A 17,246-nucleotide genomic window follows, 5' to 3' on the forward strand; every position below is an offset into this window, starting at 1 on the left:
TGGTGTTGAAGCAGCCGTGACCCGCCTGGACTGGGCGGGTCTCGCTAAACCCACAGCACGGAGGACAAGTGAGCCAGCCAGAGACCCAGCAGATCCACGAGTTGATCATCATCGGATCTGGTCCTGCCGGGTACACCGCAGCGATCTACGCCGCGCGCGCCGAGCTATCTCCCATCGTCTTCGAGGGCACCCAGTTCGGTGGCGCCCTGATGACGACCACCGAGGTGGAGAACTTCCCCGGTTTCCAGACCGGTATCCAGGGTCCGGCGTTGATGGACGAGATGCGCGAGCAGGCCATCCGCTTCGGCGCCGACCTGCGCATGGAGGACGTGGACACCGTTCGGCTGACCGGCCGGATCAAGGAGGTCGAGGTCGGCGGGGAGATCTACCGGGCCCGCGCCGTCATCCTCGCCATGGGCGCGGCGGCGCGCTATCTCGGCATCGAGGGGGAGCAGCAGCTCCTCGGCCGCGGTGTGTCGGCCTGTGCCACCTGTGACGGTTTCTTCTTCAAGGACCAGGACATCGCCGTCATCGGCGGCGGCGACTCCGCGATGGAAGAGGCCACGTTCCTGACCAAGTTCGCGCGAAGTGTCACGCTGGTCCACCGTCGTGACGAGTTCCGGGCGTCGAAGATCATGCTCGAGCGCGCACGTGCCAACGACAAGATCCGTTTCGTCACCAATGCCGCGGTGCAGTCCGTGGTCGGCGACGGTTCGGTGTCGGGCCTGAAGGTCGAGGACACGCGCACCGGCGAGGTCAGCACCCTCGATGTGACCGGCATGTTCGTCGCGATCGGCCACGATCCGCGCAGCGAGCTGGTCCGCGGGCAGGTCGACCTGGATCCCGAGGGTTACGTCCTGGTTCAGGGACGTACGACCCTCACTTCTCTTCCCGGCGTGTTCGCCGCCGGGGACCTCGTGGACCACACCTACCGACAGGCCATCACCGCCGCGGGCAGTGGTTGTTCGGCGGCCATCGACGCCGAGCGCTGGCTGGCCGAGCAGGGTGAGGCAGCCGACCTCAGCGTGGACGATGCCGAGGCGGCCTCCGTTTCCGAGATCGACGCTGTTCAGGCACCCGCCTGAACCGTCAACCACTTACCACCTGGGCCACCCGGCCCGGTCCGACCAAGGAGATCAGATCATGGGTACACACACCGTTGCCGTCACCGACACCACGTTCAAGGACGCCGTTCTCGGCGCCGACAAGCCGGTTCTGGTGGACTTCTGGGCCACCTGGTGCGGTCCCTGCCGCATGGTCGCTCCGGTTCTCGAGGAGATCGCTCGCGACCACGGCGACAAGCTGACGGTCGCCAAGCTCGATGTCGACGAGAGCCCGTCGACCGCGCGTGACTTCCAGATCATGTCCATCCCGACGATGATCCTGTTCGACAAGGGTCAGCCGGTGAAGACGATCGTCGGCGCCAAGGGCAAGGCCGCCCTGCTTCGTGAGCTCGACTCGGTCGTCGGCCAGTCGGCCTGACGACCTGCGATTCTCCGCACATCGACGCGACAGTCCGACGGGTGAACGACGTTGCCGTTCCACCCGCGGACTGTTTGCGTTGGTAGTGTCGGCCGTGGTCTCGACCGGAGACCCCTGCACGCGGGATCACACCGATTCGGCTCCGTGCAGTTTGGTGTAGTGAAGTCCAGCTGCGAGAATGCAGGCTGACGTTTCACCGGTGTACCACTTGGCTACATCGGACATCGCGCAGAGCCGCACCTGCCGCGATTCGTACGAGGGGTGACCAGATGCCATTGTTCCGACTTGGTGATCACGGCTCGGCGGTGGCCGAGATCCGCGCCATCCTCGTCGGACGTGGTCTGTTGCCCGACGATGGATCCTCCAGCGCCACACACGGTGGGCCGGCGAACGGGTGGAATCCACCCGAAGCCGTCTTCGACGAGGCGTGTGACCGGGCCGTCCGTGCGTTTCAGCAGGAGCGCGGACTGATCGTCGACGGCATCGTCGGTCCGGCTACCTACCGCGTCCTGCGCGAGGCGTCCTACCGGCTCGGCGCTCGAGTGCTCTCGTATCAGCTGTCGGCGCCCATGGTCGGCGACGATGTCGCGACCCTGCAGAGCCGGCTGCAGAACCTCGGCTACTTCACGTCGCTGGTCGACGGCGTCTTCGGCCTCACCACTCATAACGCAGTGTGCCTTTACCAGAGTGAATACGGTCTCGCTTCCGACGGCATCTGCGGTCCGGCCACCCTGCGTTCACTGGAACGCCTCGGCACGAGAGTGACCGGCGGCTCGCCGTACGCGATCCGCGAAGAAGAGCACGTCCGTCGTTCCGGACCGCAGTTGTCCGGAAAGCGGATCCTCATCGACCCCGGCTCCGGTGGACTCCATGCCCTGTCGACGAGTGAGGTCGCCGATCGCGAGTCGGAACTGCTGTGGGACCTCGGTGCTCGTCTCGAAGGCCGGATGGCGGCCGCCGGAATGCAGACGTTCCTGTCGCATGACGGTCGGGGACGTCCCGGGGACGACGAGCGCGCTCGCGTCGCGAATCTGATGGACGCCGACCTCATGATCTCGCTCCGCTGCGGCCATTACCGGAACGCGCGCGCCAATGGTGTCGCGTCGTTCTACTTCGGCAACAACGACTCGTACTCGACGATCGGGCGCAACCTCGCCGGCTTCATCCAGCGGGAGATCGCGGCACGCACGCCATTGTCGGACTGCCGGACCCACGAGCGCACATGGGACGTTCTCCGGCTCACCAAGATGCCCGTGGCCCTCATCGACGTCGGTTACATCACGAACCCGAACGACGCTGCAGTGCTTGCTGATTCGGATTGGCGCAACGTCATCGCCGACGCCATCGTGGTGGCGGTGAAGCGACTGTACCTGCTCGATCAGGACGGTCGTCCTACGGGCACTTATACTTTCGCGGATCTGCTGGCCGCGGAGAACAGCTCCCGCTGATCCGCTGCGGCCCGGTTCCCACCGGGACCGCCGTCCGCTGCCGACCGGCCAGATCCATCTCGGCCATCACCACCAGTTTCTGCAGCGCACTCTCCACCTCGACCTTCCAGCCGAGCCCTTCGTCGAGCTCCAGTCGGAAACGCGGGAACCTCTGGTGCGACGACACGACGTCGAACCCGGAATCTTTCAGAAACGACGCGTCATTCATACAGTTCGTGCAGAGATCGGCCTGGGGGTCGTCGAGGATCTCACGCGCGACTTCGACGATCGCCTCATCCGACCAGAGCTCGAGATCGTCGGCCACCCCGCCCGCGCTCCCGGCGAGCACAAAGGGATCCGCGCCGGACCCGTTCCGTACCAGACCGAACGATTCGACCGCCCGGACGCCTCGCCGGATCAGGTCGCCCAGCACCGCGTCCAGCAGGATGGTGGCGACTTCGTCGTGGCCGGGCTCGGTACGGATGCTGGTGAGCAGCACGGCGTCGTGGCTGACCGGCGACGTAGGGAAGTGCTGCGACCGCGGAACACGATTGGGCGGCGCGTAGAAGGCTGTACCGATGACAGTGTTCGTGCTCGACTCGATCGCGACCTGCCCGCACGCACCCCAATCGAGGAGAAGACCCGAGATCCACGCCTCCTTGTCGAACTCGCTTTCGTAGGGTTCGAGATCGCCGGGGCCCGGTACCGTGCCGCGGCTTGTCTGCGCCACGGGCTCGACTTCCCAGAAGACGCAATTGCGGGTGTGGCGGGGGAGCGACGCGAAGGATCCCAGTTCCAACCGAGTGACGGACACACTCATGTCGGTGCGCCCCGGTCGAGAATTCCACGGATGCCGAATGTAGCAGCGAAACAACAGCTTTCGCTGTACAAGCGCCCGCTGGCTACGTCAATCGTCACTGTGACATTACTTCCGCGTCTAGGTGGTACCGGAAATCCCGCGTCGAAATTCACTTCTTCGGATCGATGAACTCGACAATGCGTTCCAGGTCGTCGACCGAGCCGAACTCCACCACGATCTTGCCTTTTCTTTTCCCTAGACTGACTGTAACCCTGGTGTCCAGACTGTCGGACAGTCTCTCCGCGAGATCCTGGAGGCCTGGCATCTGCATCGGACGGCGTTTCGGTGCCGACGGAGATTTCGCTTCCGGACCGTCGCCACGATTGGCGAGCGTGACAGCTTCTTCAGTCGCCCGCACCGACAACCCTTCGGCGACGATCCGCGCCGCGAGAGCTTCCTGAGCGTCGCTTCCGGTCTCGAGGGACAGGAGAGCGCGGGCATGGCCGGCCGACAGCACCCCCGCCGCGACCCGGCGTTGCACCGGAATCGGGAGTTTGAGCAACCGGATCATGTTGCTGATCAGCGGGCGAGAACGGCCGAGGCGAGAGGCGAGCTCCTCGTGCGTCACACCGAACTCCTCGAGCAGCTGCTGATAGGCCGCCGCTTCTTCGAGTGGGTTGAGCTGCGCACGGTGGATGTTCTCCAACAACGCATCGCGCAGCATGTCACCGTCAGGCGTCTCCCGCACGATCGCGGGGATGGCCTCGAGCCCTGCCTCCTGGCTTGCCCGCCACCGGCGCTCACCCATGACGATCTGATAGGCGATCCCATCCGCGGTGGGCTGCTTGAGTCGGCGCACCACGATGGGCTGCATCAGCCCGAACTCTCGAATCGAGTGCACGAGCTCCGCCATCGCCTCGTCATCGAAGACGGTTCTGGGCTGACTGGGATTCGGCTGGATCTCCTTCGGGGGCAACTCGCGGTACACCGCGCCCGCCTCTTCCGGGCTGAGAGGTTGCGTCCCGGTCGCCTGCGTAGCGGCAGTCGACGAGGTCTTGACGCCATCATCAGCTGTCGTCGGACCCTTGCCGATGACGACATCCGCCGCGGCGTTGCCGAGGCGCGGGGCGCCCGATTGGTCGTCGGCAGGCCCCGTCGGAATCAGCGCCGCGAGCCCTCGTCCGAGTCCACCCCGGCGCTGAGCGGCGTCTCGTTGACTCATTGGTGCTCCCTTTCGCGATGATGGTCGTGAGTCGGCGTGTCACGTGAACCGAGGCGATACCGGATCACGCCGGCGCCCCCTCGGCAGCCCGCAACGCCAGTTCGCGTGCAGCATCGAGGTAACTCATTGCGCCGCGAGAGCCGGGGTCGTACTCGATGATCGTCATCCCGTATCCGGGGGCCTCGGAGACCTTGACGCTCCGCGGGATGATCGTGCTCAGCACCTTGTCGCCGAAGTGACGCCGCACTTCTTCGGCCACCTGATCGGCCAATTTTGTTCGGCCGTCGTACATCGTCAGCACGATCGTGGAGACGTGGAGCTCACGGTTGAGGTGCGCCTGTACGAGTTCGATATTGCGCAGCAACTGTCCGACGCCCTCGAGTGCGTAATACTCGCACTGGATCGGGATGAGAACCTCACGGGCTGCCACCATCGCGTTGACGGTCAGCAGACCCAGTGACGGGGGACAGTCGATGAACACGTAGTCGATCTGGTACTTGGCAAGCACGTCGTCGGCGAGCGCATTGCGCAACCGATTCTCGCGGGCCACCAGCGACACGAGTTCGATCTCGGCGCCGGCCAGATCGAGAGTCGCAGGCACGCAGAACAGACCGCGCTGGCTGGGCGATTCCTGGATCGCTTCCTCGAGGGTCACTTCACCGAGCAACAGCTCGTACACCGATGCGATGTCCTGCGCACGATGATCGATGCCGAGCGCGGTACTGGCGTTGCCCTGGGGGTCGAGATCGACGACCAGAACGCGAAGACCGCGCAGCGCGAGTCCCGCCGCAAGGTTGACGGTCGTCGTGGTCTTCCCGACGCCGCCCTTCTGATTGGCGACGGTCATGATCCGTGTATGCGGCGGTTTGGGTAGTTGCCCCGCACCCCCGGGAGTCAGTACCTGACTCGCGCGCTCGGCGGCCATGGCGATTGGGGTGTCGGCGAAGGGCTGGCCGTCAACTCCAGGGTGACCCCCTGCCGCAGTTTCACGTGAAACACTCGGGTCTTGATCGACCACGCGTGGACTCCTTTGACCGACCTCGTACGGACTCGCGTCCGTACCGCCGGCGGCTGTAGCTGCCGACCCTACGGTCGCGGAAGCGTCCATTGCAGCACCTTCGGGGGTGCCGACAGAACGCTTTCTATTCTGCGCCCTCCGCGGACTCCACACCAATCCGATCGCCTCCTCAGCGCCGTCCGGAACGGCCACCGCGCGACCGCTCGGTCTTCGTTCCCACGATCACGGTCGTCGGCGTCTCGAGAACGCGATCGCCACACGTGTGAACCGTCAGTTCTGTGATCCCAGAGCGCCCGACCACCGCCCGATCGCGTTCGATCTCTTCGGCGGCTGACGACCCCTTGATCGCGATCATCTGGCCTCCGGGGCGGACCAGGGGAGCGGACCATTTCGCCAACCGTTCGAGCGGCGCGACTGCTCGCGACGTCACCACATCGGCGGGCTCCACGACGGCGCGTACCGCCTTCTCTTCAGCTCGCCCTCGGATCACGATCACGTTGTCCAACGAGAGCGCGGCAGCAGCACGGTCCAGGAAGGTACTGCGCCGGAGTAGCGGTTCGATGAGCGTGATCGAGAGATCCGGGCGTGCAATGGCGAGGGGGATGCCGGGGAGGCCGGCACCGCTGCCGATGTCGATCACGCGCGATCCGTCGGAGATGAGCTCACCGAGTACGCCGCAGTTGAGGATGTGACGATCCCACAGTCGCGGGACCTCTCGCGGCCCCATGAGTCCGTGGTCGATCCCGTCGGTGGCGAGGATGCGCCAGTAGTCCACCGCCAGCGCCACCCGCTCACCGAAGACATCAGTCGCGATGTCTGGCGGAACCGCCAACGCATCAAGATCGTGCTCGTGCCCGGGTTGTGCGTCAGACGGCACTTCGCCTCCGTTCGAGTGGGATACCTAGACAGTGTTTCACGTGAAACCCAACCCTCTGCCAGGTCGGTGCACATCGGGTCCTAACGCGATGTTTCACGTGAAACACATCGATGGGATTCGACGACAAACCGGCGGAACTGAGCGCAACGTCCCGTCGAACCCGCGATCGACATCTGCGTCGCTTACGCCCCTCGCTTCCTAGTCCGAGAGATCCGCTAGATCTCTGGCCCTGGGGCCAGAAGCACAAGCCGCCAGGCCCAACAAGCGACGAAGAAACGTGGTCGAGGTCGACGAGCCTCGGTAGATTCGCGACGCATCTCGCCAGGACCCTTCGTGACGGCCTCCGCAAGCTCCGACCTCCTCAGGGAGCGGTGGTTCCCTCGTAGCCCACGACGGCCGGCCAGGTCGCAGATACCGAGGAGCGAGCTCGGGAGCGATACCACCTGCTCCCTGAGGAGTGACCTCGCGAGCGTCATCCTGCTCCCTGAGGAACGACTCGCGAGCGGCACCGCCTGCACCCTGAGGAGCGACCTGGCGAGCGGCACCACCCGCTCCCTGAGGAGCGACCTGGCCAGCGGCACCACCCGCTCCCTGAGGAGCGAGCCTGCGAGCGTCACGAAGGGGCTTGGTGGGCCGGGTTGCGAAGACCCTTCGTGACGGCCTCCGCAAGCTCCGGCCTCCTCAGGGAGCAGGGGGTGACGCGCCCTCCGCAAGCTCCGGACGCTCCTCAGGGCACGGGAGGCGACGCGCCCTCCGCAAGCTCCGGGCCCTCCTCAAGGAGCGCAGGTTTGCCGCGCCCTCCGCAAGCTCCGGACACTCCGTAGGGGCGGAACTAGACGCGCCCTCCGCAAGCTCCGGACGCCCTCAGGGAGCAGGTCGTTCATTCGGACCAGGGGAGCACGGACTCGGATGTTCACGAGTGTTCTTCCATGGTCCACAACAGTCGCCAGGCTGAAGATAGTGACGTGCGAGCCCTGCGCAACCCAGCTCCCTGAGGTGCGAGCGAAGCGAGCCTCGAAGGGTCTGATGACGACCGTTTCGATTGACACTCCGGTCCCGGAAGGAAGCGTCACGTGACAATTCGACCAGTTTGCGTCCGGACCGAGCAGCGAGCGGTGTCGTTGGCCAGTGGCGACGCGTGGCGCGGGTATCCCAACCCGCCGGAGAGTCACTGCCGCGGTCCGCGCTGCCAACACCCGGAACTGCCCTAGCGTCACAGCGGCTGCCGAGACTGCAACTCGGCAGCCGCTCGACCCGGGCCGGACAATGAACGGCTTTGGGCTCTCTCGTCGCGTCCGACACGTGGCCATCCACCGCGCTACGAGGACGTCCACGGTGCGAGTTGGCGCTACCGCCATGTGCAGCAACGTCGCCGACTGAGTCGGCCAGCGGGCGCGGGGGATCGAGGCATCCGAAGGTGACGGTTACGCAGTCCGCCGGCGACATCCCGGGACGTTCCACCGCAACCCGAGATGCAAGGGGCGGCCGTCGACTCGATCGTTCGACAGCACCCCGGCGCGCATCCGTTCCGCTGGCCGCCTCCACGGACAAGGCTCGTGTTTCACGTGAAACAACAACCGTGTAAGTAGCCCACAGCGCGCAACGCCGACGAAGAGCCACCCGCTATCGCGGCACACAACCCAAGCAGTACCCGGAGACGAAGCAGGCCCCGACCGAGACGGTCGGGGCCTGTTCACCTCCGTGGGGGAGGGGAGTACTTGCTACGAGGGGAGGACCACCACGCGACGTTTCGGCTCTGCACCCTCGCTCTCGCTGACGACGCCGTCGACGACCGCGACCGCGTCGTGCACGATCTTCCGCTCGAACGGCGTCATCGGATCCAGCGCTTCGCGCTCGCCGGACGACAGAACCCGCTCGGCGACCTCACGACCGAGGCGTGCCAGCCGATCGCGGCGATCAGCCCGCCAGCGGGCGATGTCGAGCATCAGGCGGCTGCGTTCACCTGTCGCCTGCTGGACCGCAAGGCGGGTCAGCTCCTGGAGCGCGTCGAGGACCTCGCCCTTGCGCCCGACGAGCTTCGTCAGGTCGTCGCCGCCATCGATGCTGACGACTGCTCGGTCGCCATCCACATCCAGGTCGATGTCGCCATCGAAGTCGAGGACGTCGAGCAACTGCTCGAGGTAGTCGCCGGCGATCTCGCCTTCTTCGACCAGACGGTCTTCGTCGTCTTCGTCCTCATCCGAGTCGTCGTCATCGGTCTCGTCGTCGACGTCGGTCGCGGCCGCCTCGTCATCGTCGGCGTCGCCATCCGCCGCTTCCGTGACGGCGTTGTCCGCCACCGCACCGTCGTCGCCGACAGCCGACGAAGACGTATCGGCCTGGTCCTCGGTCTGGGGTCCCGCCGTGGTCTCGGCGTCCGTACCGGCTTGAGTTGCAGTCTCTGCTGTCATCTCATTCACCTAACTTCTGTGCTTCATCGAACAAGTCTGGGGCGGTCATCGTTTGCCACCGCGTTTGTTTCCGCGTTTGGCTGTCGAACGGCTTCCGCGGTTGTGGTTCTGCTTCTTGCCCGGTGCGGCGCCGGCGCCGGGACGTGTGGGCTTCTGACCCGGCTTGGGTTTGGCTCCCGCCCCGGTGTCCGCTGCGGCGGTCGTCGACTCGTCGGGCGATGCATCTGCGTCGACACCGTCGGTCCCGGCCTTGTCCGACGATCCGTCCTTCGAGAGGTAGACGTTCGTCGAGTCGGCGCCGTTGGTGTTCGTCGCGGCGGGCTTCTTCTTTCGGTCGGGTCGCGCGCCCGGCTTCGGCGCATTGGCCTTCAGCTTCTCCTGCTTGAGGAGCTTGGCCTCTTCCTCTTCCTTGGCGATGTGCCCGAAGACGATGTGCTGCTGACCGTAGGTCCAGATGTTGTTGCTCATCCAGTACAGGAGGATGGCGACCGGGAAGAACGGACCGGTCACGAGGATGCCGATCGGGAAGACGTACAGCGCGAGGTTGTTCATCATCCGGGTCTGCGGATTCTCCAGCGCCGCTTCGGGCTGACGGGCAACCGACGCACGCGAGTTCAGGTGCGTCGCGATGGAGGCGACGATCATCATGGGGATGACGACGAACGCGATCTGCGGGCGCGTGAAGTCGATGGGGGAGCCGGGCTCGACGAAGGCCTGGAACTCGGTCGCCGGCTCGACGAGGTAGGACGACAGCGGGACACCGAAGAGGCGGGCGTCGAGGAAGTTCTGCACCTGTTCGGCGCTGAACACGTAGTTGCCCTGGGACCGGGTCTCTGCCGCACTCATGCCGAGCTGACCCATGCCGGTGCCCATACGGTTGAACGAGCGCAGCACGTGGAACAGACCGATGAAGACCGGGATCTGGAGCAGCATCGGCAGGCAGCCGAGCATCGGGTTGAACCCGTGCTCCTTCTGCAGCTTCTGCATCTCCTCGGTCATCTTGACCCGATCCTTGGCGTACTTCTTACGGATCGCCTGGAGCTGCGGGTTGATCTCCTGCATCTTCTTCGTGGTGCGGATCTGCTTCACGAAGGGCTTGTAGAGAATCGCACGCAGGGTGAACACGAGGAACACCACCGACAGGGCCCAGGCGATGCCGTCGCCACCGGGGGAGTTCGGTGTGACATGGCTGAAGAGCCAATGCCAGACCCACATGATCCCGGAGACCGGGTAATAGATGAAGTCGAGCACGGGTCAGTTACCCCTCACTTGTTGTACTCACAGAGCACGCGTCTCGCCGGACGCGTGCTGATGGTTTCGAGGTCGGTGTGTGCCGGTCGCTGAGCGCCACAGGTCGCGGCACAGTTCGCCGAAGCCGCGTTCGGGAACCGGGTCGTAACCGGGTTTGTGCCAGGGCCCGCACTTCGCGAGCCGGATGACCGACAGCACCGAGCCGTAGAGGAAGCCGTGCCGGTCCAGTGCCTCGACCGCATATCCCGAGCAGGTGGGTTCGAACCGGCAGGACGGCAGACGCATCGGCGACACCCAGGTGCGGTACAGCTCGATGAGGAAGATGACGGTGCGGCGGGGGAAGAGGCGGAGTCCGCGCCACAGGCGCGCGCCGGTTCCGCTCGAGGCCGCGTGCGGAGTCGTCGAATCCGCCTCGGTCTCAGGTGACGGCGTGGTGTCGGTGTTGCCCATCACCGCGGTCCCGCTCCGTCGGCCGACGCCGCGACGGCCTCGGACAGGGCGAGGACACGACGACTGGTGAACGCGTCGCGGAGCTGGTCGGCGAGCTCGTCGCTGGATCGCTCGGCCGCGCTTCGGCGGGCACGGACGACAACATAGGTCTCGTCGGGGAGCAGATGCGATTCGCCGGCAAATGCCGCGCGAAGTCGGCGGGCGACGAGATGGCGCGTCACCGCATTGCCGACGGATTTGCTGACCAAGAGACCGAACCAGGGACCACCGGACATCGCCACGTCCCGTCGAAGGCCGCGGGGGTCGGGCCATTCACGACCGACCACCGCGAGATGGACGACGAAGTCACGACTGTTCACCCGCGCACCGGACTTGAGGGTGCGAGAGAAGTCGGATCCCCGTGAGATCCGATGAAGGGGCGCAGTCATCGAACAGCTGACCGGGCCCCGTGCGGGACCCGGTGAGAGCCGACGATCAGGCGGTGAGCTTCGCGCGGCCCTTGGAACGACGGCCGCTGACGATCGCACGTCCGGCGCGGGTCCGCATGCGCAGACGGAATCCGTGCACGCGCGCGCGACGACGATTGTTCGGCTGGAAAGTACGCTTGCCCTTGGCCACGGTGACTCCTTGTGCTCCCTGTGGGCACGCCGGTTACCCGGGCATGACCCACATGTTGTCGTTGGTCTGTTGATCCAGGACGGTGCCGAACTGGTGTCGGTGATGACTCGGCGAACACGGAAGTTCGCCGCGCAAATCCGCAACCTGGATGACCAGTCGAGACTACTGACACCGGGCGTCCAAATCAAACGACGACGTCCGTTCTCCGGGACCGTTCGCGACCAGTGTGTTCTGGGCCACGAAAGCAAGATTGTCAGCAGAATCGAGTCAAACGTCCCGATCGCTTTGTGGCCCTCCCCGACCTCTGTTACGTTCACTCACAGCGTCGGCCACCCCTCCCGTCGAGGTAGATCCTCGAGGACCTGGCTCCGACCGAAGTCCCCAGTTCGTCACCTTTGTACACAGGTGTGGATAACCCTGTGGAGAGACGGGGACTCCGGCGCAGATGCCACCGCTCTCGTGAACGCTGGTAGTTTTCCGGACCAGGAGGCCAGCCCCGTGACTTCAGACCGAGACACTTTCGGCGAGGTGTGGCAACAGGTCGTCGCCGAACTCAACGACGACGAAGCCGCACGCGACCATGAACCACTGACACGCCAGCAGAAGGCGTGGCTGTCACTGGTTCGACCCCTGACCCTCACCGAAGGCTTCGCCCTGCTGACCGTGCCGACGGCGCTGGTCCAGGAACAGATCGAGCGCAATCTCCGGGAGACCATCCGCTCGGTCCTCAGCCGCCACCTCGACGAACCCGTCGATCTCGGCGTCCGTATCGCCACCCCGCGTAACGACGAGCCGGTGGCGGAAGCACCGGTTCCCGACGTACGGCCCATCGCCGGAGCGGCCGCAGCGGTCGACTACACGGCCGCCCCCGTGGGCGCGGGCCGCGCGCCGTCCCCGATGCCGGAGTCGACGCGCCCGTCCGGCGACTGGGCGTCGTACTTCGCCGAGCGGCCCACCTCGACGCCGCCGGCCACCGGCGCAAACCTCAACCCCAAGTACACCTTTGACACCTTCGTCATCGGCGCGTCGAACCGATTCGCGCATGCCTCGGCGGTGGCGGTCTCGGAAGCCCCCGCCCGGGCCTACAACCCACTGTTCATCTGGGGAGAGTCCGGCCTCGGCAAGACGCACCTGCTGCACGCCGCGGGCCATTACGCGCAGCGCCTCTTCCCGGGCATGCGGGTCAAGTACGTGTCCACCGAGGAATTCACCAACGACTTCATCAACTCGCTCCGCGACGACCGGCGGGTGGCGTTCAAGCGCCGGTATCGCGACGTCGATGTGCTGCTTGTCGACGACATCCAGTTCCTCGTGGGCAAAGAAGGTATCCAGGAAGAGTTCTTCCACACCTTCAACACCCTGCACAACGCGAGCAAGCAGATCGTCATCTCCTCTGATCGACCGCCGAAACAGCTTGCGACACTGGAAGACCGGCTTCGTACGCGGTTCGAGTGGGGCTTGATCACCGATGTCCAGCCGCCCGATCTGGAGACCCGGATCGCGATTCTGCGCAAGAAGGCGCAGATGGACAACATCGCGGTTCCCGACGATGTCCTCGAACTCATCGCGTCGAAGATCGAGCGCAACATCCGCGAGCTCGAGGGTGCACTCATCCGCGTGACGGCGTTCGCGTCGCTCAACGACGCTGCTCTCGACAAGTCTCTGGCCGACGTCGTCCTGCAGGCCCTGCTGCCCAACTCGGGGACCCTGGAGGTCAGCGCGGCGAGCATCCTCGCGATCACCGCCGAGTACTTCGACATCTCTGTCGAGGAACTACGAGGTCCCGGTAAGACACGGTCGATCGCCCAGGCCCGCCAGATCTCCATGTACCTGTGTCGTGAGCTCACCGACCTCTCGCTGCCGAAGATCGGCGAGACCTTCGACCGCGATCACACGACGGTCATGTACGCCGAACGGAAGATCCGCAAGGAGATGGCCGAGCGCCGCCGGGTGTACGACCACGTCCAGGAGCTCACCGCCCGCATCAAGCAGCGCGCCGTGGGCTGACACGCGCACACCTACAGCTCTCCGCACCCCCGAAGCCACGACGGCCCGGGGGTGCGGTCGTCCGGGGGTGTTCCGCCGCCCGCAGTGGCATCCGATGGCGACTGCGATGGCCCCTCCGAATGCCAAGTCTTGTTCTCGGGTCGAGAGTCTGCGACACCGTGGACCGCCTTCCCGCAGCCGGATTCGGCCGACATCGACCCTGCTCACGATCGATCACCAGCTGTGCACAATCCTTGGGATAACCGGGGTCGGCATGTGCACCGCCGGTGGACGCCGCGCGAACAACATGAGAACTCCACATCCCCGGACGGATCCGCTCGACGTTGCTCCACCGGTCATGCACACGTCCACACCCGCCCGGACTGGCCCGATGTCGTGGTTGTCCACAGAGTGCACAACTCCTATTACTGAGATGGATCCCTCTAGAAAGAGGATCTTTTGTAAGAAGGTCTGTGCACAGACTGTCGCCGATCGGGTCGCCCGCACCCGGCTCCGACGACGGTCTGACTTGGCCCCAACCACTCCGGCTCGGGCGGCGGCGTTCTACAGTGGGATTCCCGGATGCGGGATCCCACTCCAGGCCGGCCGACCCACTGCGGCGCCGACCCGGCGATCCAGGCGGGAACGAGAACGAGAGAAGGGCAACCTCCCAGCATGAAGTTTCGTGTCGCGCGTGACGAGTTCGCTGATTCCGTCGCCTGGGTCGCCCGCAGTCTCCCGTCTCGTCCGCCCGTCCCGGTTCTCGGCTGCGTGGTGCTCAACGTCGGCGAAACCGGCCTGACCGTCTCGGGTTTCGACTACGAGGTCTCGGCCCAGGAGAATCTGGGCGCGGAGGTCGCCGAGCCCGGACAGGTCCTGGTCTCCGGTAGGCTCCTCGCCGACATCACCAAGGCCCTGCCGAACAAGCCGGTCGACGTGACCCTCGACGGTGCACGCGTCGCGATCACCTGTGGCAGCGCGAAGTTCTCGCTCCCGACGATGCCGGTCGAGGACTACCCGCAGTTGCCCGACGTTCCCTCCGTCACCGGAACGATCCCGTCGCAGCTCTTCGCCGAGGCGATCTCGCAGGTGGCCGTGGCGGCCGGCAAGGACGACACCCTGCCCATGCTCACCGGTGTCCGCGTCGAGATCGAGGGCAACTCCGTCGTCCTCGCCGCGACCGACCGTTTCCGGCTCGCTGTGCGTGAATTGCAGTGGGAGCCTTCCGATCCCGACACCAAGGGAGCCGTCCTGGTGCCCGCCAAGACGCTCTCGGAGAGCGCCAAGACCGCGGGTGCCGAGGGCACCGGCGTCGTCTCGCTGGCGTTCGGTGGTGGCGCGGCCATCGGATCCGACGGCATCCTCGGCATCCTCGGCGAGACCAAGAAGACCACCACCCGCCTGCTCGACGCGGAGTTCCCGAAGTTCCGTCAGCTGCTCCCGGCCAGCCACACCGCGGTCGCCACCATCGACAGCGGCCCGCTGATCGAGGCGATCCGCCGTGTGGCCCTGGTCGCCGAGCGCGGCGCGCAGGTCCGGATGGAGTTCTCCGAGGGATCCGTGCTGCTCACCGCGGGCGGCGACGAGGCCGGCAAGGCCGAGGAAGAGCTGCCCGTGTCGTTCCAGGGTGAGCCCCTCACGATCGCGTTCAACCCCGGGTACCTGCAGGACGGATTGTCGGCGATCAACGCCGACGCGGTGGACTTCGGATTCACCACCCCCAGCCGGCCTGCCGTCCTCCGCCCGGCCAGCGGAGAGGATCCGGTCGCGGACGAGTCCGGCGCCTTCGTCGCTCCCGAGAGCGCATTCAGCTACCTGTTGATGCCCGTCCGCCTCCCGGGCTGACGGCCGCCACGGCCCCACCGTCCTCAGGATCGACGCCGACTCGTGTTCGTCCGTGAGCTGCATCTGCGCGATTTCCGATCGTGGCGGGCCGTCGACCTCGATCTGGCACCCGGGCCGACGGTCTTCACCGGCCGCAATGGCTTCGGCAAGACCAATCTGCTCGAGGCGCTGTTCTATCTCTCGACGCTGCGCTCACACCGGGTGAGTTCCGATGCACCGCTCGTACACGCGGGCTCCGCGTCGGCGTCGGTCACCGCGACGGTTGAGAACGACGGCCGTGAGCTGACCGCCGAGCTGCGGATCAATGCCGAGGGCGCCAACAAGGCGACCATCAACCGGAGCCCGGCGCGGCGGCCCCGCGACCTGCTCGGCATCCTCCGTACGGTGCTGTTCGCGCCCGAGGACCTGTCCCTGGTGCGTGGTGACCCGAGCGACCGCCGACGCTTCGTCGACGAACTGGTCGCCCAGCGGGGTCCCCGTTACGCCGCCGCCCGCGCGGACTACGACCGGGTCCTGCGTCAGCGGTCGGCCTTGCTCAAGACTGCCGCCGCGGCGCTGAGACGTGGTGGGCAACAGGCAGATTCGGTGGTCAGCACACTTGATGTCTGGGATGGTCAGCTCGCGGATCTCGGCGGTCAGGTGATCGCCGCACGGTTGTCGGTGCTCGCCGAGCTCGAGCCGCACTTCACCGGCTCATACGCCTCGATCGCGCCGCATTCACGGCCGGCCGTGCTCCGGTATCGTCCCGCCGGCGGTGTGGAGATCGAGGAGCACACACCCGAGGCGATCGCCGACGTGCTGGCACTACGCCTGACGGAGTTGCGCGACAAGGAGATCGAGCGGGGCCTGTGTCTCGTCGGTCCGCATCGCGACGACATCGACATCGTGCTCGGCAGCGATATCGCGAAAGGCTTTGCCTCACACGGGGAATCCTGGTCGTTGGCACTGGCTCTGCGCCTCGGCTCCGTCGAGCTCACCCGCGCCGAAGGTGTCGAGCCGGTGATCATGCTCGATGACGTGTTCGCCGAACTCGACGCCAAGCGGCGCGCGCAACTCGTCGATTTCACCGCCGACGCCGAGCAACTCCTCATCACCGCCGCCGTCGCCGAGGACATCCCCGGGCGGATCGGTGGCCGGCGGATCGGCGTCGATGTGGTCGACGACGACGCGGGCCGGCGGTCGCACATCGTCGACGAAGCGCTCGACGATGTGACGGCAGCGGGGGGAGGACACCCATGAGTGACGATCGCCCGTCCGGGTCCCCGGATCCCGCCGACCCCGCACCACGGCCGACACCGCCCGGCGAACTCGGCGGGTACGAGCGTGCCCGCAAGGCGCTCGAGGAGGCCCGGGCACAGGCCCGTGCCGCGGGTAAGTCGGTCGGCCGGGGCCGGGCGTCGCCCGTCCGTCGGGTCCCGCGCGGATCCCAGGGGCGTCGACGCTGGTCCGGCTCCGGTCCGGATCCGCGGGATCCGCAGCCGTTCGGCCGGCTCGTCGGAGGTCTGGCGAAGGATCGCGGGTGGCAGGAGAAGATCGGCGAAGGCACGCTGTTCGGGATGTGGGAGCAGATCGTGGGTTCGGACATCGCCGCTCATGCGAAGCCGGTTGCGTTGCGCGACAACGTCCTCCACGTGCAGGCCGAGTCGACGGCGTGGGCGACGCAACTTCGCTACATCCAGTCCCAGATCCTCGCCAAGATCGCGGCCGCCATCGGCAACGGCCAGGTCACCTCGTTGCGGATCAGTGGTCCGAAGGGCCCGTCGTGGCGTAAGGGTGAACGGCACGTGCGCGGGCGCGGCCCACGCGACACCTACGGCTGACGCGCCGCTAGCAGACTCGACCGCACTTTACTAGTTGCAG

General features: G+C 66.1%; 16 protein-coding genes. 7 read left to right on the forward strand and 9 right to left on the reverse strand.

All coding sequences use genetic code 11. The features are described from left to right. The first annotated feature begins 68 nt into the window (after positions 1-68). The 3 genes from trxB to ACFUEJ_RS01730 all read left to right on the forward strand — a co-directional run bounded on the left by trxB (position 69) and on the right by ACFUEJ_RS01730 (position 2,930). Positions 69-1,085 (forward strand): thioredoxin-disulfide reductase, encoded by a 1,017-nt coding sequence (gene trxB / locus ACFUEJ_RS01720; protein ID WP_065630850.1) that lies wholly within the window; start codon positions 69-71, stop codon positions 1,083-1,085. 58 nt (positions 1,086-1,143) lie between these two features. Then, positions 1,144-1,482 (forward strand): thioredoxin, encoded by a 339-nt coding sequence (gene trxA, locus ACFUEJ_RS01725; RefSeq protein WP_065630849.1) that lies wholly within the window; start codon positions 1,144-1,146, stop codon positions 1,480-1,482. Positions 1,483-1,751: 269 nt separating this feature from the next. Next, positions 1,752-2,930 carry an N-acetylmuramoyl-L-alanine amidase gene (locus ACFUEJ_RS01730; protein ID WP_388027203.1) on the forward strand — a complete coding sequence of 393 codons (1,179 nt, stop codon included), beginning with the start codon at positions 1,752-1,754 and terminating at the stop codon, positions 2,928-2,930. Here ACFUEJ_RS01730 and ACFUEJ_RS01735 read toward each other — a convergent pair. The 9 genes from ACFUEJ_RS01735 to rpmH form a co-directional block, all read right to left on the reverse strand. Then, positions 2,875-3,729, reverse strand: coding sequence for a hypothetical protein (locus ACFUEJ_RS01735; protein WP_205334177.1), 855 nt, complete (start codon positions 3,727-3,729; stop codon positions 2,875-2,877). The genes ACFUEJ_RS01730 and ACFUEJ_RS01735 overlap by 56 nt on opposite strands. A gap of 148 nt (positions 3,730-3,877) precedes the next feature. Beyond that, positions 3,878-4,930: a ParB/RepB/Spo0J family partition protein gene (locus tag ACFUEJ_RS01740; protein ID WP_068970786.1), complete on the reverse strand. Its 1,053-nt coding sequence runs from the start codon at positions 4,928-4,930 to the stop codon at positions 3,878-3,880. 64 nt (positions 4,931-4,994) lie between these two features. After that, the gene (locus ACFUEJ_RS01745) at positions 4,995-5,948 is read right to left on the reverse strand and encodes an AAA family ATPase (RefSeq protein ID WP_388027208.1); all 954 of its coding nucleotides are present in this window, start codon (positions 5,946-5,948) and stop codon (positions 4,995-4,997) included. A 169-nt stretch (positions 5,949-6,117) separates the two neighbouring features. Continuing rightward, positions 6,118-6,825, reverse strand: a complete 708-nt coding sequence (gene rsmG, locus ACFUEJ_RS01750; protein ID WP_388027210.1) for a 16S rRNA (guanine(527)-N(7))-methyltransferase RsmG — start codon at positions 6,823-6,825, stop codon at positions 6,118-6,120. 1,721 nt (positions 6,826-8,546) lie between these two features. Continuing rightward, complete coding sequence (locus tag ACFUEJ_RS01755; RefSeq protein ID WP_388027213.1) at positions 8,547-9,236, reverse strand: protein jag; 690 nt, start codon at positions 9,234-9,236, stop codon at positions 8,547-8,549. A gap of 45 nt (positions 9,237-9,281) precedes the next feature. Then, positions 9,282-10,487: a membrane protein insertase YidC gene (yidC, locus tag ACFUEJ_RS01760; RefSeq protein ID WP_068970747.1), complete on the reverse strand. Its 1,206-nt coding sequence runs from the start codon at positions 10,485-10,487 to the stop codon at positions 9,282-9,284. A 27-nt stretch (positions 10,488-10,514) separates the two neighbouring features. Then, positions 10,515-10,937 carry a membrane protein insertion efficiency factor YidD gene (yidD, locus tag ACFUEJ_RS01765; protein ID WP_388027298.1) on the reverse strand — a complete coding sequence of 141 codons (423 nt, stop codon included), beginning with the start codon at positions 10,935-10,937 and terminating at the stop codon, positions 10,515-10,517. Next, positions 10,937-11,365 carry a ribonuclease P protein component gene (gene rnpA / locus ACFUEJ_RS01770; protein WP_388027217.1) on the reverse strand — a complete coding sequence of 143 codons (429 nt, stop codon included), beginning with the start codon at positions 11,363-11,365 and terminating at the stop codon, positions 10,937-10,939. The genes yidD and rnpA overlap by 1 nt, the downstream gene beginning before the upstream one ends. 46 nt (positions 11,366-11,411) lie before the next feature. After that, complete coding sequence (gene rpmH / locus ACFUEJ_RS01775; protein ID WP_004020968.1) at positions 11,412-11,555, reverse strand: 50S ribosomal protein L34; 144 nt, start codon at positions 11,553-11,555, stop codon at positions 11,412-11,414. Between the two features lie 498 nt (positions 11,556-12,053). On the opposite strand from rpmH, the gene dnaA reads away from it, so the two are divergent. The 4 genes from dnaA (at position 12,054) to ACFUEJ_RS01795 (ending at position 17,206) form a co-directional block, all read left to right on the forward strand. Further along, complete coding sequence (gene dnaA, locus ACFUEJ_RS01780; RefSeq protein ID WP_388027222.1) at positions 12,054-13,562, forward strand: chromosomal replication initiator protein DnaA; 1,509 nt, start codon at positions 12,054-12,056, stop codon at positions 13,560-13,562. Between the two features lie 654 nt (positions 13,563-14,216). Next, the gene (gene dnaN / locus ACFUEJ_RS01785; RefSeq protein WP_058252995.1) at positions 14,217-15,386 is read left to right on the forward strand and encodes a DNA polymerase III subunit beta; all 1,170 of its coding nucleotides are present in this window, start codon (positions 14,217-14,219) and stop codon (positions 15,384-15,386) included. A gap of 42 nt (positions 15,387-15,428) precedes the next feature. Further along, positions 15,429-16,625 (forward strand): DNA replication/repair protein RecF, encoded by a 1,197-nt coding sequence (gene recF, locus ACFUEJ_RS01790; RefSeq protein WP_065630838.1) that lies wholly within the window; start codon positions 15,429-15,431, stop codon positions 16,623-16,625. Next, positions 16,622-17,206 (forward strand): DUF721 family protein, encoded by a 585-nt coding sequence (locus ACFUEJ_RS01795; RefSeq protein ID WP_065630837.1) that lies wholly within the window; start codon positions 16,622-16,624, stop codon positions 17,204-17,206. The genes recF and ACFUEJ_RS01795 overlap by 4 nt, the downstream gene beginning before the upstream one ends. Positions 17,207-17,246 lie beyond the last annotated feature (40 nt).

This window comes from Gordonia sp. NPDC057258 (assembly GCF_042668985.1).
Classification (GTDB): Bacteria; Actinomycetota; Actinomycetes; order Mycobacteriales; family Mycobacteriaceae; genus Gordonia; species Gordonia hongkongensis.

Excerpts from the sequence above, each read along its gene's own strand:
- trxA (WP_065630849.1), top strand. The coding sequence starts at position 1,144 with ATGGGTACACACACCGTTGCCGTCACCGACACCACGTTCAAGGACGCC.
- ACFUEJ_RS01730 (WP_388027203.1), top strand. The coding sequence starts at position 1,752 with ATGCCATTGTTCCGACTTGGTGATCACGGCTCGGCGGTGGCCGAGATC.
- ACFUEJ_RS01735 (WP_205334177.1), bottom strand. The coding sequence starts at position 3,729 with ATGAGTGTGTCCGTCACTCGGTTGGAACTGGGATCCTTCGCGTCGCTC.
- ACFUEJ_RS01740 (WP_068970786.1), bottom strand. The coding sequence starts at position 4,930 with ATGAGTCAACGAGACGCCGCTCAGCGCCGGGGTGGACTCGGACGAGGG.
- ACFUEJ_RS01755 (WP_388027213.1), bottom strand. The coding sequence starts at position 9,236 with ATGACAGCAGAGACTGCAACTCAAGCCGGTACGGACGCCGAGACCACG.
- yidD (WP_388027298.1), bottom strand. The coding sequence starts at position 10,937 with ATGGGCAACACCGACACCACGCCGTCACCTGAGACCGAGGCGGATTCG.
- rnpA (WP_388027217.1), bottom strand. The coding sequence starts at position 11,365 with ATGACTGCGCCCCTTCATCGGATCTCACGGGGATCCGACTTCTCTCGC.
- dnaN (WP_058252995.1), top strand. The coding sequence starts at position 14,217 with ATGAAGTTTCGTGTCGCGCGTGACGAGTTCGCTGATTCCGTCGCCTGG.
- ACFUEJ_RS01795 (WP_065630837.1), top strand. The coding sequence starts at position 16,622 with ATGAGTGACGATCGCCCGTCCGGGTCCCCGGATCCCGCCGACCCCGCA.